Annotated in this window: 23 protein-coding genes; 9 read left to right on the plus strand and 14 right to left on the minus strand. The window is 42.3% G+C overall.

Features of this window, described 5'->3' with window-relative positions:
• Positions 1-6: 6 nt before the first annotated feature.
• Genes HKX39_RS07830 through fdxA form a run of 3 tightly spaced genes read right to left on the minus strand, consistent with a single transcriptional unit; the run spans position 7 to position 2,356 of the window.
• A complete protein-coding gene (locus tag HKX39_RS07830) occupies positions 7-1,245 on the minus strand; it encodes a polyhydroxyalkanoate depolymerase (RefSeq protein ID WP_171680767.1) in 1,239 nt (412 codons plus the stop codon).
• 12 nt (positions 1,246-1,257) lie between these two features.
• Positions 1,258-2,028, minus strand: coding sequence for a ferredoxin--NADP reductase (locus tag HKX39_RS07835; protein ID WP_171680768.1), 771 nt, complete (start codon positions 2,026-2,028; stop codon positions 1,258-1,260).
• 1 nt (position 2,029) lies between these two features.
• The gene (gene fdxA / locus HKX39_RS07840) at positions 2,030-2,356 is read right to left on the minus strand and encodes a ferredoxin FdxA (protein WP_171680769.1); all 327 of its coding nucleotides are present in this window, start codon (positions 2,354-2,356) and stop codon (positions 2,030-2,032) included.
• Positions 2,357-2,468: 112 nt separating this feature from the next.
• Here fdxA and pncB point away from each other — a divergent pair, with 112 nt between their 5' ends.
• The 6 genes from pncB (at position 2,469) to HKX39_RS07870 (ending at position 9,607) form a co-directional block, all read left to right on the plus strand.
• Complete coding sequence (pncB, locus tag HKX39_RS07845; protein WP_171680770.1) at positions 2,469-3,644, plus strand: nicotinate phosphoribosyltransferase; 1,176 nt, start codon at positions 2,469-2,471, stop codon at positions 3,642-3,644.
• A gap of 52 nt (positions 3,645-3,696) precedes the next feature.
• The gene (locus HKX39_RS07850; protein WP_171680771.1) at positions 3,697-4,050 is read left to right on the plus strand and encodes a RidA family protein; all 354 of its coding nucleotides are present in this window, start codon (positions 3,697-3,699) and stop codon (positions 4,048-4,050) included.
• Positions 4,051-4,244: 194 nt separating this feature from the next.
• Entirely contained in the window at positions 4,245-6,842 is a 2,598-nt protein-coding gene (gene acnD / locus HKX39_RS07855) for a Fe/S-dependent 2-methylisocitrate dehydratase AcnD (RefSeq protein WP_216605074.1), read from the plus strand.
• Positions 6,843-6,971: 129 nt separating this feature from the next.
• Positions 6,972-8,165 (plus strand): 2-methylaconitate cis-trans isomerase PrpF, encoded by a 1,194-nt coding sequence (gene prpF, locus HKX39_RS07860; protein ID WP_171680772.1) that lies wholly within the window; start codon positions 6,972-6,974, stop codon positions 8,163-8,165.
• Between the two features lie 388 nt (positions 8,166-8,553).
• Entirely contained in the window at positions 8,554-9,273 is a 720-nt protein-coding gene (locus HKX39_RS07865) for an AzlC family ABC transporter permease (protein WP_171680773.1), read from the plus strand.
• Entirely contained in the window at positions 9,266-9,607 is a 342-nt protein-coding gene (locus HKX39_RS07870) for an AzlD domain-containing protein (RefSeq protein WP_171680774.1), read from the plus strand. The genes HKX39_RS07865 and HKX39_RS07870 overlap by 8 nt, the downstream gene beginning before the upstream one ends.
• Here the strand turns inward: HKX39_RS07870 and HKX39_RS07875 are convergent.
• The 3 genes from HKX39_RS07875 to HKX39_RS07885 all read right to left on the minus strand — a co-directional run bounded on the left by HKX39_RS07875 (position 9,602) and on the right by HKX39_RS07885 (position 11,798).
• Entirely contained in the window at positions 9,602-10,408 is an 807-nt protein-coding gene (locus tag HKX39_RS07875) for a thiazole synthase (protein ID WP_171680775.1), read from the minus strand. The genes HKX39_RS07870 and HKX39_RS07875 overlap by 6 nt on opposite strands.
• A gap of 77 nt (positions 10,409-10,485) precedes the next feature.
• Positions 10,486-10,716 carry a sulfur carrier protein ThiS gene (gene thiS, locus HKX39_RS07880; protein ID WP_246226117.1) on the minus strand — a complete coding sequence of 77 codons (231 nt, stop codon included), beginning with the start codon at positions 10,714-10,716 and terminating at the stop codon, positions 10,486-10,488.
• A gap of 38 nt (positions 10,717-10,754) precedes the next feature.
• Positions 10,755-11,798: an FAD-dependent oxidoreductase gene (locus HKX39_RS07885; protein WP_171680776.1), complete on the minus strand. Its 1,044-nt coding sequence runs from the start codon at positions 11,796-11,798 to the stop codon at positions 10,755-10,757.
• 184 nt (positions 11,799-11,982) lie between these two features.
• On the opposite strand from HKX39_RS07885, the gene recQ reads away from it, so the two are divergent.
• Positions 11,983-13,821 (plus strand): DNA helicase RecQ, encoded by a 1,839-nt coding sequence (gene recQ / locus HKX39_RS07890; protein ID WP_171680777.1) that lies wholly within the window; start codon positions 11,983-11,985, stop codon positions 13,819-13,821.
• A 560-nt stretch (positions 13,822-14,381) separates the two neighbouring features.
• Here recQ and HKX39_RS07895 read toward each other — a convergent pair.
• The 6 genes from HKX39_RS07895 to HKX39_RS07920 all read right to left on the minus strand — a co-directional run bounded on the left by HKX39_RS07895 (position 14,382) and on the right by HKX39_RS07920 (position 24,005).
• On the minus strand, positions 14,382-16,040 hold the full coding sequence (locus tag HKX39_RS07895; protein WP_171680778.1) for an AMP-binding protein: 1,659 nt from the start codon (positions 16,038-16,040) through the stop codon (positions 14,382-14,384).
• Between the two features lie 138 nt (positions 16,041-16,178).
• A complete protein-coding gene (locus HKX39_RS07900) occupies positions 16,179-17,534 on the minus strand; it encodes an OmpP1/FadL family transporter (protein WP_171680779.1) in 1,356 nt (451 codons plus the stop codon).
• A gap of 300 nt (positions 17,535-17,834) precedes the next feature.
• Positions 17,835-19,754: a 3-hydroxyacyl-CoA dehydrogenase NAD-binding domain-containing protein gene (locus HKX39_RS07905; RefSeq protein ID WP_171680780.1), complete on the minus strand. Its 1,920-nt coding sequence runs from the start codon at positions 19,752-19,754 to the stop codon at positions 17,835-17,837.
• A gap of 3 nt (positions 19,755-19,757) precedes the next feature.
• Positions 19,758-21,047: an acetyl-CoA C-acetyltransferase gene (locus tag HKX39_RS07910; protein ID WP_171680781.1), complete on the minus strand. Its 1,290-nt coding sequence runs from the start codon at positions 21,045-21,047 to the stop codon at positions 19,758-19,760.
• 8 nt (positions 21,048-21,055) lie between these two features.
• Complete coding sequence (locus HKX39_RS07915) at positions 21,056-23,353, minus strand: acyl-CoA dehydrogenase (RefSeq protein ID WP_171680782.1); 2,298 nt, start codon at positions 23,351-23,353, stop codon at positions 21,056-21,058.
• Positions 23,319-24,005, minus strand: coding sequence for a TetR/AcrR family transcriptional regulator (locus HKX39_RS07920; RefSeq protein ID WP_171680783.1), 687 nt, complete (start codon positions 24,003-24,005; stop codon positions 23,319-23,321). Before HKX39_RS07920 ends, HKX39_RS07915 begins: the two co-directional genes overlap by 35 nt.
• Before the next feature lie 144 nt (positions 24,006-24,149).
• Between HKX39_RS07920 and HKX39_RS07925 the strand changes: the two genes are divergently transcribed.
• Positions 24,150-24,479: a DUF2325 domain-containing protein gene (locus HKX39_RS07925; protein WP_171680784.1), complete on the plus strand. Its 330-nt coding sequence runs from the start codon at positions 24,150-24,152 to the stop codon at positions 24,477-24,479.
• Positions 24,480-24,506: 27 nt separating this feature from the next.
• Positions 24,507-24,668 carry a hypothetical protein gene (locus tag HKX39_RS07930; protein ID WP_171680785.1) on the plus strand — a complete coding sequence of 54 codons (162 nt, stop codon included), beginning with the start codon at positions 24,507-24,509 and terminating at the stop codon, positions 24,666-24,668.
• A 104-nt stretch (positions 24,669-24,772) separates the two neighbouring features.
• On the opposite strand, the gene HKX39_RS07935 is transcribed toward HKX39_RS07930, so the two are convergent.
• Together HKX39_RS07935 and HKX39_RS07940 are read right to left on the minus strand one after the other, a co-directional pair.
• Positions 24,773-25,435, minus strand: a complete 663-nt coding sequence (locus tag HKX39_RS07935) for a C40 family peptidase (protein WP_246226119.1) — start codon at positions 25,433-25,435, stop codon at positions 24,773-24,775.
• Positions 25,436-25,924: 489 nt separating this feature from the next.
• Positions 25,925-26,578: a 3-oxoacid CoA-transferase subunit B gene (locus tag HKX39_RS07940; protein ID WP_171680786.1), complete on the minus strand. Its 654-nt coding sequence runs from the start codon at positions 26,576-26,578 to the stop codon at positions 25,925-25,927.
• Positions 26,579-26,588 lie beyond the last annotated feature (10 nt).

The raw sequence follows: 26,588 nt of genomic DNA on the forward strand, positions 1-26,588 counted from the left end.
CATTGATTATTTTGCTGATTTCTCAGCTTCATTAATAAATGCTTCAATCACGGGGAATACCTTGGTACGCCAACGACGACCAGAGAAAATGCCATAATGCCCTGCTTTTTCTACTTCGTAATGTTGCTTATGTTTCTCAGGGATACTTGAACACATCTTATGGGCTACTTGTGTCTGACCACGACCGGTAATATCATCTAGCTCACCCTCAATCGTAAGTAAGTGTGCTTTTTTAATCGCCGCAGGTTTGACCAATTGACCGTTGACTTTCCATACACCACGAGGGAGTTGATGCTCTTGGAAAACGATTTTGATTGTGTCTAAATAGTATTCAGCGGGTAAGTCAAGTACCGCATTATACTCATCATAGAATTTACGATGTGACTCCGCTTCCATATCATTACCGCGCATCAAATCAAGATAATAATCATAGTGCGATTGCATATGTTTATCTGGGTTCATGGCAACAAAGCCAGCGTGTTGTAAGAAGCCAGGATAAACAGGTCTATTATGTCCCGGGTAGCGAGAGGGAACGCGGTGAATCAGTTGTGTTTCGAACCACGTATATGATTTCTTACTAGCGAGACCATTGACTGATGTAGGCGATTCGCGCGTATCTAAAGGCCCTCCCATCATGGTCATACTTTTGACTTGGATAGAGTCTTTGTTGCTTGCCATGAGAGATACAGCACCTAGGACAGGTACGGTTGGTTGGCAGACTGATACGACATGGGTATTGGGACCAAGGTGATGAATAAAGTCAATGACATATTGGACATAGTCATCAAGATGAAATGCACCTTTCGACATAGGTACCATACGTGCATCAATCCAATCGGTAATATAAACATCAAAAGACTGTAGCATCGTACGTACCGTATCACGTAATAAGGTGGCGTGATGACCTGAAAGCGGCGCAACAATCAGAACGATAGGGTCGCCTTTAGGATTTTTCGAGAGACTACGCTGAAAGTGAATGAGATTGCAGAAGTCTTTTTCAATGACTGTTTCTTCGGTAATCGTCGCTTTTTGACCATTGACCTCTACTTCAGGAATATCCCATTTGGGTTTCTCATAATCTTTGCCTAAGCGATGGAGTAATTCAAAACCTGCAGCGATATGGCGCGAATTTGGAATATAAGCATAAGGGCTAAAGGGGTCGGAAAAAAGCTTAGAACCCCACGTAGAAAGACTCACAAAAGGAGCCATACTTTGTTTAGTGAGCTCATGTAAGATATAGAGCATAGAAAATCCTTTTTACCAGTATTTTTCAACGGCGAGATTGCCAATATTGCCACGACGCCCTGTCGCAAAGCCTAAATCACCTAAAATTTTACGACCATCTGCAAGCATATCTGGGTTGCCGCATAGCATTACGCAAGCTTGCGATGGGTCTAGTTCAGTACCAGCTAGCTCGGCTAATTTGCCTGTTTCAATTAATGTAGTTAATCGGTGCTGAGGGTAATGCAAGTGTGATTCTCTTGTCGGAAGAGGAAGATAGACAAAGCGCTCTCCCCATTGTTGTTGCCATGTTTGAATCTGCTCTTGATAGCTTAACTCATTAATATAGCGTACACCGTGACAAAGAATGACTTTGTCAAATAATGACCACGTTTTTGGGTCATGAATAATCGATAAATAAGCAGATAAGCCTGTTCCTGTGGCTAATAACCATAGGCTCTTACCCCCATTGGGGAAGTTATCTAAAGTCAAAAATCCGATGGGATTCTTATCAATATAGATATCATCGCCAACCTTTAAATCGGCAAGACGAGGGCTAAACTCTCCGTCTGGGACAACTACGGCATAGAATTCGAGTTCTTTGCTATCAACAGGGTTTACCATTGAAAAACCACGCCAAATACTAGGCTCTTCGCCTGTGGTGGTGGCAAGACCTAGACGTGCAAATTGGCCGGGTTTAAATTTAAATTCGGCAGCACGTGTTGTGGAAATAGAAAAAAGCTTCTTTTCCACCCAATGACGGATATGCGTGACCTTTTCTTTGGTATAGCGTTGTTCGGTTGTCATCTTAAGGTTTTTCTAAGTATTGCAGTTTGTCTGGAACATTGTTCCATTGGTCAGCATCAGCAAGTGGTTTTTTCGAGCGACTGATCGGGCCAAAAACAGGGGTCAGCTCAGCATTAATCTCAATAAATTTCATTTGATCTGCGGGTACATCTTCTTCGGCAAAGATTGCATTAGCAGGACACTCTGGGATACAGACGCCACAGTCAATACATTCATCTGGGTCAATAACAAGAAAGTTAGGGCCTTCTTTAAAACAGTCCACAGGACAGACATCAACACAGTCAGTATATTTGCATTTAATACAGTTTTCAGTTACGACATGAGTCATTTTGTGATTCCAGTTTTACATTAAACATGCGTAATTTTAACTAATCTTTGTCAATAAAGTGCTTAAAACCCTAAAGCTGTGATAAGGTTATGAAAAATAAGCAGGGACAAGTATGATTATTCATTCACTTTTAGATACCGATTTATACAAATTCAGTATGATGCAAGTGGTGTTGCATCAATTTCCAAGTGCTCAAGTAGAGTATTTATTCAAATGTCGTTCAAAGGGTGTTAATTTGCGCCCCTATATTGATGAAATTCGAGAGGAGATTCATCAATTATGCCAGCTAAAATTCCGTGAGGATGAGTTGGAATACTTGGGTAATTTACGGTTTATCAAAGGTGATTTTATTGAGTTTTTAGGGCTTTTTCATTTACCAGAAAAGAGTATTGTTATTACTGAGGGTGAAGAAGAGGGTGAAATCAGTATCGAAGTAAAAGGCTCGTGGCTGCATACGATTCTTTTTGAAATTCCTGTTCTTGCTATTGTTAATGAAGTCTATTTCCGTAATATGCATAAAGATTTAGACTTGACAGAAGGGCGCCACCGATTACAAGAAAAAATTAATTTGGTTTTAGGAGCGACAGATATCCCCTCGTTTAAATTTGCAGATTATGGTACGCGCCGTCGGTTTTCTAAAGTCTGGCATGCAGAGGTTGTTAAGACCTTGGTAGAGCAATTGCCAAAGCATTTCGTTGGAACCAGTAATGTTCTATTGGCTAAAGAGCTGAAGACAACTCCTTTGGGGACGATGGCACATGAGTATTTACAAGCGTGTCAGGCCTTGGGGCCACGCCTACGTGACTCGCAAGTGTTTGCGTTTGAAAAATGGGCACAAGAATATCGCGGTGACTTAGGTATTGCCTTATCTGATGTCTATGGGCTTAATGCCTTCTTGCGAGATTTTGATATGTTTTTCTGCAAGTTATTTGATGGGGCTCGTCATGACTCAGGTGATCCTTTTGATTGGGGAGAGCGTTTATTGCGTCATTACGAGACCAATCGTGTTGATCCACGCATGAAAACTTTAGTATTTTCTGATGGATTAAATTTCAATTTAGCCTTAGATATTGCTAGACGTTTTGATGGTCGTTGTAAGACTTCCTTTGGTATTGGTACGAATTTGACTAATGATGTGGGTGTACCTGCTTTACAAATTGTCATGAAAATGGTACGTTGTAACGGACAACCCGTGGCTAAGGTATCTGATGAACCAGGCAAGACCATGAGTGTGGATCCTGAATATCTCAGCTATTTACGACATGTCTTTGACTTACCCAAGGTTTAAGATAGTCGGTGTTGGTTTTTAGTAAAAATATAGATGTATAGAAGGAATATATATGAGCGATATTAAACGTGTTAATGTTGGTGCCCGTCTTTCAGATGTAGCCGTATTTAATGGTGTGGCTTACTTAGCAGGTCAAGTGCCTGATGATCCCACATTGGATATGGAAGGTCAAACAGCCCAAGTATTAGCGACGATTGATAAATTATTAGCTGAGGTGGGTTCTAGCAAAGAGCGCATTCTAATGGCGCAAATTTTTGTGACAAATATGGCAGAGTTTCCACAAATGAATAAGGCGTGGGACGCTTGGGTATCTAAAACTAATGCGCCACCACGTGCGACAGTAGAAGCTCGTTTGGCCAATCCAAACTACAAAGTAGAAATCGTTGTGACGGCTGCTCTTGCTTAATGACAGGACGATAACGATGACAAAGCTGCCATTATGAATGGCAGCTTTTTTTATTGGTTTTTTGCCAACGTTCATTTATTAGCGTTGAACGTATGTTAAGGCATATTAGTAAAATTGCTGATTGTATCAAGTCTTATATAAGACTAGAATAGTATAAATTGTTATTCCTTTTATTTTATTGGACGACCATCATCATGAATACTCAGTTTCGTAAACCACTACCGGGGACTAATCTTCACTTTTATGATGCACGAGCAGCAGTCAATGCATTGCAAGAGGGAGCATGGGAAAAACTACCTTATACGTCTAAAATTCATGCAGAGAACTTAGTGAATCGAGCGAATAATGTTGATGCTGAAACATTAAATAGCTGGTTGTTGCAGCTGATTCATCGTAAACAAGAGATTGATTTTCCTTGGTTTCCAGCCCGTGTGGTTTGTCATGATATTTTAGGTCAAACAGCCTTAGTCGATTTGGCAGGTTTGCGTGATGCCATTGCCGAAAAGGGTGGAGATCCGTCTAAGGTTAATCCTGTTGTGCAAACGCAATTGATTGTGGATCACTCTTTGGCTGTAGAGTGTGGTGGTTATGACCCCGATGCTTTCCGTAAAAATCGTGAAATTGAAGACCGTCGTAATGAAGACCGTTTCCATTTTATTAATTGGACCAAGACCGCTTTTGAGAATGTCGATGTGATTCCTGCGGGTAACGGTATTATGCACCAGATTAATTTGGAAAAAATGTCGCCTGTTATTCAGGTACGTGATGGTGTAGCATTCCCAGATACCTGTGTGGGTACAGATAGCCACACCCCTCATGTGGATGCTTTAGGGGTGATTTCTGTGGGTGTTGGTGGTCTAGAGGCTGAGACGGTGATGCTAGGACGTGCATCCATGATGCGTTTACCAGATATTGTGGGTGTTGAGCTGACGGGCAAGCGTCAACCGGGTATTACAGCAACAGATATTGTCTTGGCATTGACAGAATTCTTGCGTAAAGAGCGTGTGGTGGGTGCATATGTGGAGTTTTTTGGTGAAGGGGCATCTAGCTTAAGTATTGGTGATCGAGCCACGATTTCTAATATGACCCCTGAGTATGGTGCGACAGCGGCGATGTTCTACATTGACCAGCAAACTATCGATTACCTCAAGCTGACGGGTCGTGATCCAGAGCAAGTTGATTTGGTGGAGAAATATGCGAAGCATACGGGTCTATGGGCTGACGGTATGCGTGACGCACAATATGAGCGTGTGTTGAAGTTTGACTTATCGACAGTTGGTCGTAATATGGCGGGCCCTTCAAATCCGCATGCACGTTTTTCAACAACTGATTTAGCGGCAAAAGGTCTAGCGAAACCTTTTGAGATTCCTGCCAATGGTGATATGCCTGATGGTGCGGTGATTATTGCTGCGATTACGAGTTGTACCAATACGTCAAACCCACGTAATGTAGTGGCAGCTGCTTTATTAGCGCGTAATGCTAATAAATATGGGCTATCACGTAAGCCTTGGGTAAAGACTTCTTTTGCACCTGGCTCTAAAGTCGCCGAAGTCTATCTTAAAGAGGCTGGTTTATTACCAGAGTTAGAGCAGTTGGGTTTTGGTATCGTGGCATTTGCATGCACAACTTGTAATGGGATGAGTGGTGCACTAGATTCTGAGTTGCAACAAGAAATCATTAATCGTGATTTATACACGACGGCCGTTTTATCGGGGAATCGTAACTTTGATGGTCGTATTCACCCATATGCGAAACAAGCTTTCCTTGCTTCTCCTCCTTTGGTGGTGGCGTATGCGATTGCAGGCTCTATTCGTTTTGATATTGAAAATGATGTTTTAGGGGTATATGAAGGCAAAGAAATCCGCCTCAAAGACATCTGGCCAACAGATGAAGAAATTGATGCGATTGTTAATGAATTCGTTAAACCAGAGCAATTCCGCGGTGTCTATATCCCTATGTTTGCGACAGGTGAAGCAGAAAAAGCGAGTAGTCCATTGTATGATTGGCGTCCAATGTCGACGTATATTCGTCGCCCACCTTATTGGGAGGGTGCATTGGCAGGGGAGCGTACGCTCAAAGGTATGCGTCCATTGGCTATCCTACCGGACAATATTACGACTGACCATTTATCACCGTCTAATGCTATTTTGCCAAATAGTGCGGCGGGTGAGTATCTTGCCAAGATGGGTCTACCAGAAGAAGACTTTAACTCTTATGCGACACACCGAGGTGATCACTTAACAGCACAACGTGCGACATTTGCTAATCCTAAACTCTTTAACGAGATGGTGCTTAATGACGATGGTACAGTGAAGCAAGGTTCGCTTGCTCGTATTGAACCAGAAGGTAAGGTTACCCGTATGTGGGAGGCGATTGAAACCTATATGGAACGTAAGCAACCATTGATTATCGTTGCAGGTGCTGACTATGGTCAGGGTTCTAGCCGTGACTGGGCTGCTAAGGGTGTTCGTCTAGCCGGTGTAGAAGCGATTGTAGCAGAAGGTTTTGAGCGTATTCACCGTACTAATCTTATTGGTATGGGTGTATTGCCACTACAGTTCAAAGAAGGGGTGAATCGTAAGACCTTGGCATTAGATGGCACAGAAACCTATGATGTGATTGGTGAACGTAAACCACGAACCGACTTAACTTTGGTCATTCATCGTAAAAACGGTGAAACGGTAGAAGTTCCTGTGACTTGTCGCCTAGATACCGCTGAAGAGGTGAGTATCTATGAGGCGGGTGGCGTGTTACAACGCTTTGCACAAGACTTCTTAGAAGGTAACGCATAACGAGAAGTAGAAAGGCCTGCTTATCTTAATGAGCGGGCTTTTTTTATACATAGATTTTGATGAGCTATGGTCATAGCATGCATATTTTGAGACTGCTATGCATAGTGGATGAGATAAAAGGAGTCAAAGATGGTTTTTAGTGCACAAATTAAAATTCCTGCGACTTATTATCGTGGTGGTACGTCTAAAGGTGTATTTTTTAATCTCACGGATTTGCCAGAGGCTGCGCAGGTTCCGGGAGTCGTTCGCGATAATATTTTACTGCGTGTCTTAGGTAGCCCAGACCCTTATGGAAAACAAATTGATGGGTTAGGTAATGCATCCTCTTCGACGAGTAAGGCTGTGATTTTAAGTCGGTCAACACAAGCAGGTCATGATGTGGATTATTTGTTTGGTCAGGTATCGATTGATAAGCCTTTTGTAGATTGGTCAGGTAACTGTGGTAATTTAACAGCTGCAGTGGGTGCTTTTGCAATTAAAGCAGGGTTGATTGATGCTGCAAAAATACCTCAGAATGGACATTGCACGGTGACGATTTGGCAAGCGAATATTCAAAAGACAATCGTCGCGCATATCCCTATTACCAATGGAGAGGTGCAGGAAACGGGTGATTTTGAATTAGATGGTGTGACATTCCCAGCGGCAGAAGTACAGTTAGAGTTTCTTGATCCTGCAGATGACGGAGAGGACGGTGGTTCAATGTTCCCAACGGGTAATATTGTGGATGAACTAGATGTTCCGGGTGTGGGTAAATTCCAAGCGACGATGATTAACGCCGGTATTCCAACGATTTTTGTGAATGCTGAGGCGGTTGGTTATACAGGGACTGAGTTGCAAGACGATATTAATAGTGATGCAAAAGCCTTAGCGATGTTTGAAACGATTCGTGCTTATGGTGCAGTTCGCATGGGATTGATTAACGATATTAGCGAGGCAGCGACACGCCAACATACGCCAAAAGTTGCATTTATCGCACCTGCTAAAACGTATACGTCCTCTAGTGGTAAAGAAGTTAAAGCGGGTGATATTGATTTGGTGGTGCGCGCTTTATCGATGGGGAAATTGCATCATGCCATGATGGGGACGGCAGCGGTGGCAATCGGTACAGCGGCGGCCATTCCGGGCACTTTGGTCAACCTTGCAGCAGGAGGTGGAGAGCGTGAGGCGGTGCGTTTTGGACATCCATCTGGTACATTACGTGTAGGTGCACAAGCAAGCCAAGAGAATGGTCAATGGGTCGTTAAGAAAGCCATCATGAGCCGTAGTGCACGGATTATTATGGATGGTTGGGTGTATGTGCCGGGGGGTGTGTTGACGGCATAGTATTTGTACACGATCTCATTGCAGACAGTTCACTCTGTATCGTCCTCACTACAGAACTTGTGTATTCGCTCGGACAGCAAAGTGCGTCGCTATCGCTCGCCGTTTGCAAACTCGCTCGGTACATCAAGTTCTCTCCGTGAGACTGCAACTAGCTAGCACTGTCATCCAAGCCAGTCTACCGGAGAGTAAACTGCTTGTTAGCACGACAATGTTTACTTAAGCACTTAAAGGTTTGCGGAGACGTTTCGATGCACAAAGCGAGTTAGGCGAACGTAGTGAGGCTCTGTTCGAGCGACTGCGCGGAACGTGTAGCAAACTTTGTTGACTATTTTGTGCTATTCTTAAACCCCTGTATCAAACCTTTCTTTTCACCTATCACATAGTGTCAATGACCTCACGAACGTATTTCTTTCAGGGGATTAAAGATACCATCCCTACCATGTTGGGGTATTTTCCTGCATCCTTAGCCTTTGGACTTACAGGCACAAGTATTGGTTTAAGTCCTATGGAGCTTTTTGCTATCTCTTTCTTTGTCTATGCAGGAAGTGCTCAGTTTTTTATTTTGGCCTCTCTACAACTGGGTATGCCAATTTTGAGTGTGGTATTTCTTGTTTTTATGCTTAATCTTCGTCATCTGTTATATGGCCCTATTATTGAACCATATCTACCTGAGGGATTAAAAAAGCGTTTGGCAAAAGCCTTTTTACTAACTGATGAGGTATTTGCTATTTGTTATTTAAAACTTAAAACAATTCCTGCGGAAGGTAAAACACCTTGGTATTTTGCTGTAGGTTTATTTGCTTGGTGGTCTTGGCTATTAGGAACGTTAGTTGGGATTTTTGCTGGGGAGTATATTTTTAAAAGCTATCCTTTATTAGCACAGACGATGGGTTTTGCATTGACAGCCTTGTTTGTAGGGGTGACTTTTTTAGTTGTTCAATCATCGATGTTATTAGCGCTAGGTATTGGTGGTTTAGTGAGTTTATTCTTTGCTTATATCGGGTGGTCGAGTGTGGCGATGTTAGCAGGAGCAGCAGTCGCCTGTTTAGTCTATCAACCTCCTCAACAGACAAGTACATTGATAAAAGAAGGGGATAGTCATGCTTAGTCAATTTGAGTCGTGGCAACTGGCATTGGCGATTGTAGCGATGGCGGTATTGACATATAGTACACGTGCATTACCCTTTCTCTTAATGAAGAAAAGTAAATGGCTAGGGAGAATGGGGGCGGGAAAATTGGCCATTCTGGGCCCCGCTTTACTCGCCAGTACAACCGTGGTCATCCTCTATTCAGAGACGTTAAAAGCGTATAAAGAACAAGATTTACTTCCCTATATTCTCGCTGTAGTTAGTGTATTAATGGTACTAAAACTGAGCAAAAATATAGGATTGGCCATGCTAGTTAGTCTGGTGGTGTATGGCGTTGGGTTGAGTTTTTTATAACAAAAATGGTCGTCCAGTGACTTGCGTACTAGGCACGGCCATATCTTGCTGTGCCATAATTCCCGCTTCATAAGCAAGGCGACCGGATTGAATAGCAAGTTTAAAGGCTTCTGCCATGCGCACAGGGTCATGTGATTGTGCGACAGCGGAGTTGAGTAGGACTGCATCAAAACCTAATTCCATCGCCATCACCGCATCTTTTGGTGAGCCAATACCCGCATCCACCACTAAGAATGCCTCTGGTAAGCGTGCACGTAAAATGCGTAATGCAAAAGGATTGACAAGTCCTTGACCCGAACCGATAGGCGCTCCCCAAGGCATCAAAATACGGCAACCTGCATCAAGTAGACGGTTACAAGTGACCAAATCATCTGTGCAGTAAGGAAAAACTTCAAAGCCCTCTTTAATCAGCTCTTTGGTCGCTGTAATTAACTCAATGGGATCTGGCTGTAGAGTGTAGTCATCGCCAACAACTTCAAGCTTAATCCAGTGAGTGTCAAAAATCTCACGTGCCATATGGGCGAGAGTGATTGCTTCACGAGCTGTTTTACAGCCTGCTGTATTGGGTAAGAGATGTGCACCACTTTCTTTAAGCATTTGAAAAAAAGCGTTATCTACGCCATCGGTGGTACTTTTGCTTAGGCTGTTTTGTCCGGGAGCTAATTGACGCTTTAAGCCTACGGTAACGACTTGTGAACCAGATGCTTTGATAGCATCATGTAAGACTTTGGGTGATGGATAGGTAGCGGTACCTAAAAAGAAACGACTATCTAACGTCAAATCTGCAAGGGTATAGCTCATAGTTTGCCTTTTTGTAAAGCGTCAGTAAAGTGGACTATTGATAATGGATGTTAATGCATACCCAGAAGGTGACGCATTTAACCTCCTGTAATAGGTGAGAAAGTCATGACCTGATCATTGTGCTTAAGTTCATATTTTTCACGAGCTGAACGCGGGACAAAAATTTCATTGACCGCTGTGGCGATGCTTTTAGGGTCATCTTCCATCTGCATATCAAGTTGGATATTTTTAACTAAATCAGCGAGGTTTGTGTGAGCAGGAATCTCTTTCGCTTCCCCATTAATATAAACCGTAATAGCACTCATCATTTTCTCTCAGTTTGATTTTTGATGGCTCATTATACCAATCAATTAAAAAGTTTTAAGGCATCTTCTACAACTGCAGGAGCGATGAGCCAACCATGTCGGAAGAGTCCATTAATGCGAATTAAGCCTTCTTCTTGTTCAATACGAGGGAAATTATCAATTAATGCAGGGCGAAGATTGGTCTCTGTATGAATAATACGCGCTTCAGCAAGCTCAGGGAGTACGCTATGTGCTGCTGTTAGTAATTCAACTGTCGTACGAACAGAGATAGGGGATCGGTCTTCGCTTTCTATTTCACTTGCACCAATAAATAAAATATCTGGTTTGCGTGGTACTAAATAAACACGATAACGAGGGTGGAGCAAACGGATAGGGCGCTGTAGGTTCAAGTTAGGGGATTGCAACCAGATAACTTCTCCACGAACGCCACGTACGTTTTGGCAGGAGAGAGTATGGGCATTGGCAAATTTAAGTTCGCGAGCGCCTAGACCGCGGGTGTCAATTACCCAATCGAAAGAATGTGTTTCTGTCTCAGTATGAATGGTATGCGGAGTGAGTTTCTTGACGTGAGTTTGCCAATGCCAATGCGTATGTTGGCAAGAGGTGTAGAGCGCATACATCGCTTGGCGTGTGTGAATATGCCCCTCATTTTGTAAGGCCCATGCATGAGCGGGTCCGCTGATAGACGGCTCTTGCTCTCGTAATTGTTCGAGTGAGAGTTTTGTCGGTTGTTGATCAGCAGGTGCTTTAGCTTGTAATAATGAGATAAGACGAGCGGCTGCCCCTTCATCACCTCGATGTGCTAGCATTAAGCTGCCTTTATAATGTAACTCGACAGGCTCACTCAATTTGGGGACTATCTCTTTCCATAAGCTGAGCGAGCGTACCCCATAGTTATAAATATTCTCATCACCGCTTTCTAATTCGGCAATATGACTAAGCATACCCGCTGCTGTAAAACCAGCTGCTACAGGATCGGTGGGATGAGAAGCTTTATCAAAAACGGTGACTTCGTAACCTTTATGAGATAAATAAAAAGCACATAGACGACCAGCTAGACCTGCTCCAGCAATACCTATTTTCATTACAAAACTCAATGTGTAGTAATAATAATGCTGTATTTTAGCACCGATACAGAAATGCTTTAAGAATACTGCTCTTTAGAGTAAGGCTTAGCTTTTTAATGAGATGGGATGGATATTGTTATAATACGAGCTGATTTTAGATATAAAACTTATCGGTTTTTTACAGATAAGCTGACCATTTAACGTGCATAGCCATTTACCCACCGCTCAAGAAAAAGCCTTAGATGTTTTGCAAAATGTCTTCGGTTATCAACAGTTTCGTGCTGATCAAGAGAGCGTTATACATCATCTTATCGAAGGCAAAGATTGCGTAGTATTGATGCCAACAGGGGCAGGGAAATCCTTATGTTATCAAGTGCCTGCTTTGGTGCGTCCCGGGTCAGGTGTGGTGATTTCTCCATTAATCGCGTTAATGCATGATCAAGTATTAGCTTTACAAGGTTTAGGAGTAAGAGCCGCTTGTTTAAATTCTTCGATGAGTTGGGAAGAGATTCAAGCGGTAGAAAATGCTTGGGCAAGAGGTTATATAGACTTACTCTATGTTGCCCCTGAACGGTTATTAACGCCCAGAACCTTAAGCTTATTAAAGCGTACGCCTATTTCTCTATTCGCTATTGATGAAGCGCATTGTGTTTCTCAGTGGGGACATGATTTTCGCCCTGAGTATTTGGGATTATCAGAATTAGCTCGATTTTGGCCTGATGTGCCTCGTATTGCCTTGACAGCGACAGCAACGACGCAGACAAGAGAAGAAATTGAAACTCGTTTAAATTTAAAACAAGCGAAAACTTTTATCGCGAGTTTTGATCGTCCAAATATTCGCTATGAAATTGTAGAAAAAACGCAGGTGCGTCAACAACTCATGCGATTTATTAGTGAAAATCATCCTGATGAATCGGGGATTGTTTATTGTTTATCGCGCAAACGTTGTGAGAGTATTGCGGAGTTTCTTAATAAACAGGGAATTGTTGCTTTACCTTACCATGCAGGTATGGATCCCCGAGAACGCGCTGCTCATCAGTATCGTTTTTTACATGAAGAAGGCATTGTGATGGTGGCGACGATTGCCTTTGGCATGGGAGTCAATAAGCCGGATGTACGCTTTGTGGCGCATATTGATATGCCAAAATCTATTGAGGGGTATTATCAAGAAACAGGGCGTGCGGGACGTGATGGTTTACCTGCAACGGCATGGATGGCTTATGGTCTAACGGATGTATTACAGCAACGTAAAATGATTGAAACCTCTCAGGGAGATGAGGCGTTTAAGGAGAGATCCAGAGTTCAGTTAAATGCGATGTTAGCGTTATGCGAGACAGCGACTTGTCGAAGGGTAGAGTTGCTCCATTATTTTGGGCAAGATAGTGAGCCTTGTGGTAATTGTGATGTCTGTAAAACACCGCCTACATTATGGAATGGTGTGATTGCTGGGCAAAAAGTGCTTTCTACGGTTTATTGGTTATATAAAAACTATCAACAACGGTTTGGTGCAAATTATATTATTGATATTTTATTAGGGATTCATACCGAAAGAATAGATAGTTTTGCGCATTATCAGTTAAGTACCTTTGGGATTGGTAAAGAATATACAGAAGAAATCTGGCATAGTGTCATTCGCCAATTACTTGCTAAAGGCTATTTGTCTGTCGATATCGAGGGATACTCAACTTTAGCCTTAACGTCTCGTAGTGCAAGATTATTGCGAGGTGAGGAGGAATTATGGTTAAAACAGGAGTCTCTTGTGGTATCTGCTCGCTCTAAGAATGTCATGCCAACGCGTAAGAAGACTTTCCAAGAGTTAAATCCAGAGGCTTATCATCGTTATCAATTATTGAAACAATGGCGTGAGGAAAGAAGTCGTCGAGATGGTTTGGATGGTCAGTTTATTTTTAATGATACAACGCTAAGATATATTGCGATGGCCGATCCAAGGACTATGCAGGCCTTATCTAAGATAGATGGCATAAATTTGTATAAGTTAAATACCTATGGGAAAGAAGTGCTAAAGGCGATGGCTAATTAGCGTTGCAATGTTTACTACAAGCACTCAAGGTTTGCGGAGACGTTTCGATGCAAAAAGCGAGTGAATATCTCTCCGTGTGGTCTGGTGCTCACTGGCACTATCACAAGCACCTATGGAGAGAACTTGATGTACCGAGCGAGTTTGCAAACGGCGAGCGATAGCGACGCACTTTGCTGTCCGAGCGAATACACAAGTTCTGTAATAGGTGATGGTGATGGAGTAACACTAACAACTGCGCGGAACGTGCAGCGAACCTTGTCGCTATTAATGTTTTGCTATCCACCCACACTGCAGACACTTCACTCTTGCTCCGGAAAGTGCTTCGCCGTTTCCAATGTCGCTACGAGTGAATGTCTTTCCGTGTGGTCTGGTGCTCACTGGCACTATCACAAGCACCTATGGAGAGAACTTGATGTACCGAGCGAGTTTGCAAACGGCGAGCGTTAGCGACGCACTTTGCTGTCCGAGCGAATACACAAGTTCTGTAATAGGTGATGGCGGTGGAGTGACACTAACAACTGCACGAAACGAGTAGCAAGCCTTGTTGCTATTAGTATTGGCTATTTGCCCCTTAACTCTCGGCGTAGAATTTTACCCACATTGTTCTTCGGTAACTCATCAACAAAAGCTACTTTCTTTGGTACTTTATAATTCGTCAAATCTTTACGACAGTGAGTAATAATCTCATCTTCAGTTAAGTTAGGGTCTTTACGTACAACAAAAAGCTTAACTAACTCACCTGCGGGGCCATTGTCTTCACCGACTGCAGCGACCTCTAAAATACCGGGATGCGTTGCTGCGACATCTTCGACCTCATTGGGGTAGACATTGAAGCCAGACACAATAATTAAGTCTTTTTTGCGATCAACAAGGTAAACGAAGCCTTTTTCGTCCATATAGCCCATATCACCTGTGCGTAGATAGCCTTCGTTATCAAAGACATTGGTGGTTTCTTCTGGACGTTCCCAATAGCCTTTCATCACTTGAGGACCTTTGATAAGTACTTCACCAATTTCTTTTAGAGGCAAGGATTGACCTTGATCATCCACAATTTTGATATAGGTTGAAGAGATAGGTAAACCAATGGCTCCATTAAACTCCGTCATATCTAATGGATTGATGGTAGCTGCAGGACTGGTTTCTGTGAGTCCATAGGCCTGTACTAGTGGTTTGCCAGTTACCTTTAACCAACGCTCTGCTGTGGCTTTTTGTACAGCCATACCACCGCCTAGTGTAAGTTTTAACGAACTGAAATCAATCTTTTTGAAGTCCTCATTATTTAATAAGGCATTAAATAACGTATTGACGCCAGTAAAAGCCGTAAATTTGTATTTTGAAATCTCTTTGACAAAGCCTTTAATATCACGAGGATTCACAATCAAGAGATTGCATGCTCCCAGACGCATAAAGGTGAGGCAGTTCGCTGTTAATGAGAAGATGTGGTAAAGCGGTAAGGCAGTAACGATGAGGTCTTTGCCATCAGTTGTGTAGGCCCTTACCCAAGTATAAGCTTGTAAAACGTTAGAAACAATATTGCCATGCGTAAGGATGGCACCTTTTGGAACACCTGTTGTACCGCCAGTATATTGTAAGAAAGCATAGTTATCATGATTTAAAGCAACAGGGGTAAAGGGAAGCTTAGCACCTTCTTCAAAAACCGTACTCATGCGAACGTGATGAGGAATATTCCAAGTTGGAACCATTTTTTTGATATGACGTAAGACAAAATTAACGATTTTGCCTTTGAAACCTAACATACCACCAATAGAGGCAACAATGACTTTTTTTACTCCGGGTGTTTTCGGTAAAGCCGCTTGGAGTGTTGCAGCAAAGTTTTCGACAACAACGATAACTTCAGCACCGGAGTCATTGAGTTGATGTTCAACTTCATGTGCGGTGTACATAGGATTAAAGTTAACTACTGTACAACCAGCACGTAACGCACCAAATAAACAGATAGGATACTGGAGAATATTGGGCATCATCAAACCAACACGAGCACCAGGTTTGATGCCTTGAGCTTGCAGCCAAGCTGCAAAGGCACGAGAGTAGTGGTCTAACTCGCGATAAGTCAGTTTTTTACCAAGAGAAATAAAGGCAGTATTATCTGCAAATTTTTTAACGCAGTTATCAAAAATCTCAACAAGAGAGCTATGTTGTTGAGGGTCAATGTCTGCGGGGATACCCTCAGGGTAACTGTTTAGCCAAATTCTGTCCATTATTCTTGTTCTCCAGACTGGGATAAAAATGTCAGCATAAAAGAGATGCCAACTTATCCATAGAAATAAAATCTTTTAGAAAAAGCAGTCACCGATATAAAAACATCAGTGACTGCAGAGCACACGAACTATTTTAAATTAGAAACGGTGTGATAATTGTAGACCAAAAACATGAGAATCTGCTTTATATGAGCCTTTTAATGTGCCATATGCTGCAGCATTTCCATTGTTATTGTTGATTTTAGATTTATCCGCAATGATATATGCGTAGCCGACGTCTAAAGTTGTGTTAGCAGTTGGTTTAAACTGAGCACCTAAACTTAACCAGTAGCGATTGCTGTCAGGAAGTGATGCTAGACGATGTTCTGTATGGCGAACTGGCGATTGATCCCATGCAAGACCTGCCTTGATTTTCCAAGCGTCGTTTACTGCGTAGTTAGCACCTACAGCAATACGCCAAGAGTCTTTGAAGTGTAGTTGTAATGTTGTTTCTGGAAGTTTGGCATTGGTGATGGTGAGTTTAGGTAAGCTAGACCAACCAGTCCACGATACATCCCCCATGATTTCCCATTTGTCATTAAGACGGTGATAACCAGAAAGGATAGCCATATCTGGTAGGGATACAGATGCGGCAGAGTCAGAGATAATTTGAGTGGTAGAACGTGTTAATGGGTTAATAAAGCTCACAGAAGTGTCACCATCCGCTTTATGCTTGATACGTGAGCGATAAGATAAACCGATACGGGTGTCCTCTGATGGATGGTAAAGTAAACCAATATTCCAACCATAACCTGTATTTTTCACTTTCGTTTTAGCATCGCCACTTAGATAGACTTCTTTACCAGCGAGAGGATGAGGGAGACCCGCTGGTACGGGTATTACGCCCGTTCCAACAGGTACAGCTTTTTCATAAGTCGCTTCGATGCGTTGGATATTCAGACCAAGACCTACGCTAAAGCTAGGATCAACTTTAAAGGCAACAGAAGGGTTGATATTAATGGTTTTAATATCGAATGAACGAGAGTGGTAACGACCCATCCAGTCGCTTTCGTATTCGGTTTTTAGACCAAACGGAGCACTAATACCCAGACCTAGGGCAACACGATCATTGAGTTTATAGCTCATATAGAGATTAGGTACAACACCCCAGCCACCAGCATCGCCACCTGTATTACCTAAAGCAGTGGGGACAGGAGAGAAACCTGTGCCAGCACCTGTTAGATTATTCGGCAATGTCGTACCTTTATCTGTAAACTTGAATCCTGGGCGAATAAATGAAACGCCTGTAGAAATTTGTAGACCATCAAGTTGTGTTAAGCCTGCCGGGTTGAAGTAGGTTGTGCTGGCATTTTCGGCGACAGCAGCAGAACCTGCATAAGCATTGCCTAAGCCGCTATTGTTTTGTTCTAATAGATTAAAGCCGGCTGCGTGAGTAACGCCTGCTGTACCTAATAACGCAATACTTGCTGTAAGTGTACGTAAACGAAAATTCATAACAGTTTCTCCTAAGAAAACAAGATTTTAAACGAAGTTTGAAAATCTTTTAAGTGTTTTAGTATATTTTTGTTTAATTTTGTACTAATTTGTTGATTTTCTTAATCAGCATTTTTACTAATATTGTTGCGAATTAATGACAAATTCTATTTAAAAATAAAAATGTTGTTTTTTTAAAGGGTATCTTAAGTAGGGGAAACTATCTTGTTGATGAGGGAATAGTGATGAGAAAAAAGAATATGGAAGTGCTGATGAAAGCTCTTCCATATTCTTAAAGGTTAAAGTATCAAAGAGGGGATATTATGAATGATGTTTATAGTGAAGTGGACCTCCTCGGAAAGGAGCAAAACCCGTTCCAAAGATAATGCCAGCATCGACTAAATCCGCATCTTCAATAATCCCTTTTTGTAATTGTTTTTCTGCTTGTTCAATAAAAGGCGTAATCAAGCGTTTTTCCAAGTGTTCAGGGATATCTTTATCGCTGAATTGGCTAGGTTTGCGATTTTTCCATTGATAAAAACCTTCGCCTGTTTTCTTACCGAGTTTTTGCTGACTCACTAATTGTTGTAAGCAGCGTGGGGGGGCGCTACCCTCTGCCAGTTGTTTGCCCGCTGCCATGGCAATATCAAGCCCAACGGTATCGGCTAATTCGATAGGACCCATGGGCATACCAAATCGCAACATGGCAGTATCAATCACTTCAGGTGCAATGCCTTCATCGACACAACGCATGGCCTCTAACATATAAGGACCGAGAACAGCATTCACTAAGAATCCCGGTGTATCTTTGACTAGTAGCGGTAATTTATTGATACGACCAACGAAGGCGCACGCCTGATTAATGGCTTCTTCGGCAATACCATCAGCCGTAATCACTTCAACTAAAGGCATTTTAGCTACTGGATTGAAAAAGTGAACACCAACAAAACGCTCAGGACGAGCAAGTTGTGTGCGTAACGAGGCTAACGATAAACTGGATGTATTAGTCGCTAAGATAGCCCCTTCTTTCATACGAGGCTCAATTGTCTTATAGAGGGCTTGCTTAGCTTCTAAGTTCTCAAAAATGGCTTCGATAATAATATCAGCATCGTCAATGCCTTGACCTTGTGGGTCAGGGATAAAGTTATCGCGTGCTGCTTGGGCACTCAATCGATCTTTACGTGCAAAAAGAGAAGCCGCATTTTTTAAGGCACCAGCAATGCGCGCATGGTCCGTATCTTGTACCGTGACTTTTAAGCCTTGGAGAGCACACCATGTGGCAATACCACCTCCCATGACGCCAGCGCCGATGACATGCACATGTTTAATTGCTTTGCTATCACCGCGTTTCGTAAAGCTTTTTAGGCGATCTTGTAAATGGAATACACGAATTAAATTTCGAGTGGTGGGTGATTGTAATAGGCGCTGGACAATGGATAAGTCAGCTAAACCATCACCATTGTGTTTTTCCCAGATATCAATAATTGCTAAGGGTGCTGGGTAATGCCCCATAGGGTCTTTTTGCTTGACTTGTTTACGCGCAAAGTAAGCAGGGATTTTCTTAAAGGGAGGTGTATTGAGTAACTTATCGATACCTTTCGCTTTGCGAGCAGGCTTACCTGATAACACATAGTCTTGGGCGGTTTTTAAAGCGACACGCTGTGCTGTGACGATATCAACGAGACCAAATGATTTGGCACGGCGAGCATCAAGAGTACGACCGGTCAGCATCATATCTAATGCTTTTTGTGCGCCGATGAGTGCAGGTAAGCGTTTTGCACCTCCCCAACCCGGATAAATACCTAACATCACTTCAGGTAATCCTAGGCTTGGTTTTGGGCTATCAATTAAGACACGATACCGGCAAGCAAGCGCTAATTCTAAACCTCCCCCTAAGCAAGTACCATGAATAAGAGCTAAGGTAGGGAAAGGCAACTGTTCAATGCGGTTAAATAAATGCCAACCACGTTCGATTAATGTTTTTCCGGCTTGGAGATCATTTTCAAAACGAGTAAACTCATTGACATCTGCGCCTGCGATAAAACCGTTGCTTTTGCCAGAGCGAATAATAAGTCCTGAGGGACGATGGCTATCTAGATAGTCAATAGCTGTTGCTAATTCGGCCATGACTTCGCCAGATAAGGCATTCATTGAACGGTCGGGACAATTGATAATGAGGTGTGCAATATTTCTCTCATCGTGGTGAAGTGTCCAGTTCTTTAGGGTTAATGCAGTAGACATAAATTACTCCTCGATAAGTTCAACCAACATGGCGCCACCTTGACCACCACCGATACAAATACTGGCTATCCCTCGTTTGGCCTGCTGCTGCTTGAGGGCATGCACAAGATGTAAAACAATGCGAGCACCAGATGCACCTACGGGGTGACCAATCGCAATAGCACCTCCGTCAATATTGAGCTTTTCTTGGTCTAGCACACCAAACGCAGGATGATTAAAGTGTGTTTGACAATACGTTTCGTCATTAAACGCGTATAAGCAAGCTAAGGTCTGAGCAGCAAACGCCTCATTGATTTCCCATAAATCGATATCCTTAAGCTGTAATTGATGGCGCATTAAAATCTCCGCACTAGCATGTACAGGACCTAATCCCATTTCACTTGGGTTTAATGCCGACCATTGACTATCCACAATTTTGGCTAGAGGCTTTAGACCATAACGTTGAACGGCTTCTTCGCTAGCAAGAATGAGGGTAGCAGCACCGTCAGTCACTTGAGAGCTATTGCCTGCCGTGATATTGCCTGAGGGCTTATCAAAAACGGGTTTTAGTTTGGCAAGTTTGTCGACAGTAGAGTCATCGCGAACACCGTCATCTTCGTGGTATAGATTGCCTTTGCTATCGATGATAGGGAGAAGTTCATCGGCAAAATGTTGCGTATTTTTGGCTTTAATTGCACGCGCATGACTACGTGCGCTGTATTCGTCCATTTCAGTACGAGAAATCCTAAATTTATACGCGAGATTTTCGGCGGTTTGTCCCATTGAAATACCGACAACAGGGTCAGTAAGTCCTTTAAGTAAGCCGATAACAGGGGCAAGATAGTTTAATTTAAAACCTTTTAATGCAGAAAGTTTTTGACCAAACGATTTTGCACTATTAAAGCTTGCTAACCAATCGACTGCCTTATCGGAAAATAGTAACGGAGCACGGGAAAGAGCATCAGTACCTACGGCTAACACGAGTTCAGAGCGTCCTGTCTGGATATTAGCAATACCGGAGTCAATAGCCTGCATCCCTGAGGCACAATTACGCATGACTGTCCATGCTGGGACTTTATGCCCAGTACCTAGGCGTAAACCGACCACACGACCAATATTAGTTTCATCAGGGGTAGGTGCGGCACAACCAACGATAACCTCTGAGAGTTCTGATGCTTTAAAAGGTTGGCGTAGCATTAATGCTTGGGCAGCTTGGACAGCCAAATCTGCTGCAGAGAAAGGACCTCTGCCACCACGCATTTTTAAGAATGGTGTACGTGCACCATCAACAATATAAACAGGTTTAAATGACATAATAGTTCCTATCTTGAGTTAAATTGCATAAAAGCAATCGGGTTGCTGAGGTCGTGTGGGAAGTCATCCACATGAATCACTTTGTCACGCAAACGATTACGTTCTTTGAGCAAATCATACTCTTGTTGGGTAATACGTCCATGTTCAAAAGCGGCATCTGCGATATCGCGAACATTGGCATTGGTATTGTTTTTGAATACCCCGTTTTTCTCATCTTTGCGGATACGTGCATCCAGTGGTTCGCATTCAATAGAAATTGCTAACGCCCTCTCCAAAAGAGCGATAGGTTCATCTGGATTGCTAGGAAGATAGCAGTTGGCGGTAACACGATTGCGAGTATCGCAAGGTTTGAGCAGTTTTTCGACAATCTTACGGTCTTGATAATCGCCTGGTTTCTTAAAGACGCGTCCCCACATAAATCCGAGTAGTCGCAAGCTTGTACCAATAAAACGATTTGGCATATTGGCATAAATAGCAAAAAGTGCCTCTTGTGCTAGATAGAGTTGATCTTGGACGACTTTTCGTACCATAGGAAGGTCTTCTTTTTGGCGACCTTGATCCTCGTAAAGTTTAAGCGTCGCTGTGGCAAGATACATATGAGAGAGTACATCACCTAGACGCGCAGAAATTTTTTCTTTACGTTTTAGACTACCACCATAAACCGCCATGGCCATATCTGCCATCAGGGCAAAATTACTCGAGATACGATTAATGTATTTATAGTAAATTCGTGTTTCTGGGGCGACATTGGCGTTTACTTTGGTCCAGTTTGAGCCAATGAGACTTGATAAAAAACTACGCCCCATATTTTTAAAGACGTGGCCGATATGCCCCCATAATGCCTCATCAAATTGGTTTAAGGCTAAAGCTTTATCTTTTTCTTGGGTAGATTGCATTTCTTTTAAGACATAAGGGTGACAGCGAATAGCCCCTTGTCCAAAAATAATTAGACTACGTGTGAGGATATTCGCACCTTCAACGGTAATACCTACAGGTAGCTGTTGATAGCCACGCCCTAAAAAATTAGAAGGACCAAGACAAATTCCTTTTCCTCCAATCACATCCATCCCGTCATTGACGATTTTGCGAGCGGTTTCCGTGACATGGTATTTGGCAATGGCAGAAAGAATGGCTGGCTTTTCTCCCAAGTCTACAGCACCCGCTGTCATCATACGGACTGCATTGCTCATATAGGTATTAGCCGCCATACGTGCAAGTACTTCTTCGACACCTTCAAAGCGCCCAATGCTCATACTAAATTGTTTACGAATTCGAGAATATGCACCAACGCTACGCATGGTGAGTTGTGACATACCGACGTTAGAAGAGGGGAGTGAAATCGCACGACCTGCCGCTAAACACTCCATTAGCATACGCCAACCTTTACCGACCATATCGATGCCACCGATAATAAAGTCCATTGGGATAAAAACATCCGTTCCGCGAGTTGGGCCATTCATAAAGGCGGTATTCAGTGGGAAATGACGACGTCCAATTTCAACCCCAGGATGGTTATGAGGAATCAATGCGCAGGTAATACCAATATCTTTTTTATCGCCTAATAAACCATCAGGGTCGTAGAGACGAAAAGCAAGTCCTAAGATTGTGCATACTGGAGCGAGAGTAATATAACGTTTATCCCAAGTCACTTTAATGCCGAGAACCTCCTCACCATTCCATTGACCTTTGCAGACAATACCTGAGTCTGGAATGGCAGCAGCATCAGAACCTGCCCATGGGCTTGTTAAGGCAAAAGCAGGAATCTCGCGTCCATCGGCAAGACGAGGGAGGTAGTAGTCTTTTTGAGCCTGTGTGCCATAGTGAACTAGTAACTCCCCCGGGCCTAATGAGTTGGGTACCATTACAGAAACCGCTAAGGCTGAGCTACGTGTAGATAGCTTTGTCATGATTTCTGAATGAGCAAAGGCAGAAAAACCGAGACCACCATATTGTTTAGGGATAATCATGCCAAGAAATTTATTCTTTTTGATGTATTCCCACGTTTCTGGTGTTAAATCTAAGTCTTGTGTGGTGACTTTCCAGTCATCTACCATTGCACATACGGTATTGACATGGGTATCCATAAAAGTTTGTTCTTCAGCGGTCAGGGTTGGCTTAGGTATATTGATAAATTTTTGCCAATTGGGCTTGCCACTAAATAAATCAGCATCCCACCATACTGTACCTGCCTCAATGGCATCTTTTTCGGTTGATGACATTGAGGGCATTACTGCACTGAATTGTTTAAAGAGATTTTTACTGATTTTCTCTTTACGGAATGTTTTCAAACTCTGGTAAAGGCGCACGTAAACCTCCTAATATAAAACTTAATAAACGTGGCTTGAGCTTATGATCGTAATGATCATAGAGCTTTGCCGAGTCACTTGGATGATGTTCTGTTACTTCTAATAATGCTTTAATCCCTGAAATAGCATATGACGTAGCGCCCAACATAAATTGGAATCGCCAAATGATTTCTTCTTCAGGAACACCGGGTAAGGCCTTGAAAAATGCTTGTTTATAACGTTCAAACACTAAAGCATTTTCTTTGGCGACAATCGCACTGATAAAACCACTCGGATTGACCATTGTTTGTTCTAATAATCGTAAGAAAATACCACCGTCATGTTGCTCATCACCTGCGTGTTCAAGTAAAGAACCAAAAAAAGCATTGACAATAAGAGATGGTTTAATGGGTTTGCCATTGGCTTTTGCCTCTAGTTCATCCAATAGACGTAATCGCTCATTATTGATGGCACCTAGGCGGCGTTTCATGACGGCAATAACGAGTTCATCTTTGCTGCCAAAGTGATAATTGATGGCAGCAAGATTAACATTGGCCATCTGGGTAATATCGCGCATAGAAGCACTTTCATGTCCTTTTTCTACAAAAAGGCGTTCTGCCGCATCAAGAATGGCTTTTTTGGTAAGGTCAGCTTTACGTAATTTAGTATTCATACAATAAAATAAAACAAACGTTTGTTTAATTATAGGTAAGTTATTGTACCTTACTAATTATGGTTTTCCCTTAATTATTTAAAAAATTTATTGAAATGATAACGATTCTCATTTAGAATATCAAAAAAACATTTGGAGAATAGGATGGATTTATCAATGAATGCCGTTGTGGTAGGGGCGGATAGGTTAGGCAACTTACCAGACGTACTTAAGGCGCACAATATTAAGATTAATAAACATATTACAGGTCGAGATCCTGCGCACCAAAAGAAAAATTTATCTTTACCTAGTGGTACACAGCTATTAATTTTGCTTACTGATTTTTTGGGGCATAATGTGATGCGCTCTTTTCGGACTGCAGCTGAAAAGCAAAATATTCCGATTGTGGCATGTAAACGCTCGGTATGTAGCATGCAACAGGCGTTAGAGCAATGTCCGCAGGTATGTGCTAATTGTCCTCATAAGCGTAAATAGTCGATGTTTTGTCAGTAGAGGTAGGTAATGAAAGCCCTAAATGATGTATTGATGGTGCTACTTAGTCTTATTGTTCTTGGATCGCTTGTGGGGGTATCGGTTAAACAAGTAGGCGAGAAGCATTCTTATTCTTTTTTTATTAAGACTGAGCCAAGTCTTAAGATGTTTTTCCTATTAGCGCCTCAATAAGTGGAAAGGTAATACACATTATTGACTGTGAGGCAATAAAGAAAGCACACTTTATGATGTATAAAGTGTGCTTTTTGTTTTGTTTGTTTGATTGTTAAAGGTGTTTAGCCTTTTGCTGCTAAAGATGCTGTCAGACGACGAGCACCATTATAGCGTTTGTTCCAGTACTCACCCATTTTTTCTACGCGTACGCGAGTACCTGAGCGAGGTGCATGTAGAAACTCGTTATTACCCAGATAGATGCCTACATGAGAATTACGGAAACCACGTGTATTGAAAAATACGAGATCACCAGGTTGGAGATTAGCGCGATTAACTGATTCGCCGACAGATGCCATTGAAGAGCTTACACGAGGTAACTCCAAGCCCATATATTTACTTGCTGTGTAGTAAATAAGACCTGAACAATCAAAACCTTGTGGTGTGGTACCACCGAAACGGTAACGTACACCAACATAGTTAAGAGCAGCTTGTGCTAATTGACTGCCTGTAGAATCGGCTTTTAAGCCAATACCAATAGAGGCATCACGGTTAGAGCGGTCAATCTTCGCCTGAGTGATTAAGTCACCGATAGGGTCGGATACATTAGGAGACCAAGCGGTCGCCTGTGTGCTGGTCACAGATTGCTTGAGCAAATTGCCGATGGGGTCGACATTTTGCGCTTGCGCTGTGGCGAGCACAAGAGGTAGGCTAAAAATAGCACTACCTAGGAATAGGCGCTGAAAAACAGCACGCATTCCTCGGGTTAAGGAAAATTGAGGTTGCATAGTCGTAGATATATAAATTTGTAATAGGGTTTTACGTACTAAGTGGTCTTTGTTGTAGACCTAGTAACATTCTACTTAAAAAAGTGCCTATTAACAAGGCATTCCAAGCAGTTGCGATAAAAAGATAGAAGGAATTAAACGCTGTAAAAGAGTAAGAACAAAGAAGAAGTAGCGTAAGTTTTTTAATATTGGCGAAAAATGAAGCAAAAATAATGAATTTTAATGAAAAATAATAGCAATTGCTATTTTTAAGAAAATATTACAAATAAATTAAAATATTTTGTAACAACAAAGGTAGGAGTGAATTTTAAGGGTAATGAGTTGTTTAAGTGATTGTTTTTTATTAAAAAAATTTATTTTTTAAAGTAAATTTATAAAATATTTTTATAACTACATGAAAATATTAAAAAAGTGTTTTTTTTTAGCGCATAAAATTAAGACTAAGAGGTTTTCTCTTAGTCTTAATTGAGTGGCAAGTAACAAGAGAGATTATTTGCAAGCAGAGAAGTCTAAAGCAACGCCTGTTTTTTCTTGCATATAACCCGCACTCACGCCAGGAGCAAGTTCTAATACTTTAATACCGTTAGGTGTCACTTCCATTACGCCCAAATCAGTAATAATCATATCCACTACACCTAAACCAGTAAGCGGTAATGTGCAAGAGGGTAGAATTTTTAAGTCTTCTGTGCCGTCTTTCTTGTGAGCAACATGCTCCATTAGTACAATGACGCGACCAACGCCAGCGACTAAGTCCATTGCACCGCCCATGCCTTTTACCATCTTGCCGGGAATCATCCAGTTAGCGAGGTCACCTTTTTCAGAGACTTGCATTGCTCCTAGAATAGCAAGATTGATTTTACCTGCACGAATCATGCCAAATGAGTCAGCAGATGAGAAAATAGACGAACCAGGTAGGGTGGTGACAGTTTGTTTACCTGCATTAATCATATCAGGATCAACTTCGTCTTCTGTTGGGAAAGGACCAATACCCAATAAGCCATTTTCTGACTGTAGCCATACTTCGATGCCTGCAGGAACATGGTTAGCTACAAGTGTAGGTAGACCGATACCTAGGTTAACATAGAAACCATCTTGTAGTTCTAGTGCAGCGCGAGCTGCCATTTCATCACGAGTCCATGCCATTTGTTACTCT

The sequence above is a fragment of the Pelistega suis genome (assembly GCF_013133795.1).
Classification (GTDB): Bacteria; Pseudomonadota; Gammaproteobacteria; order Burkholderiales; family Burkholderiaceae_B; genus Taylorella; species Taylorella suis.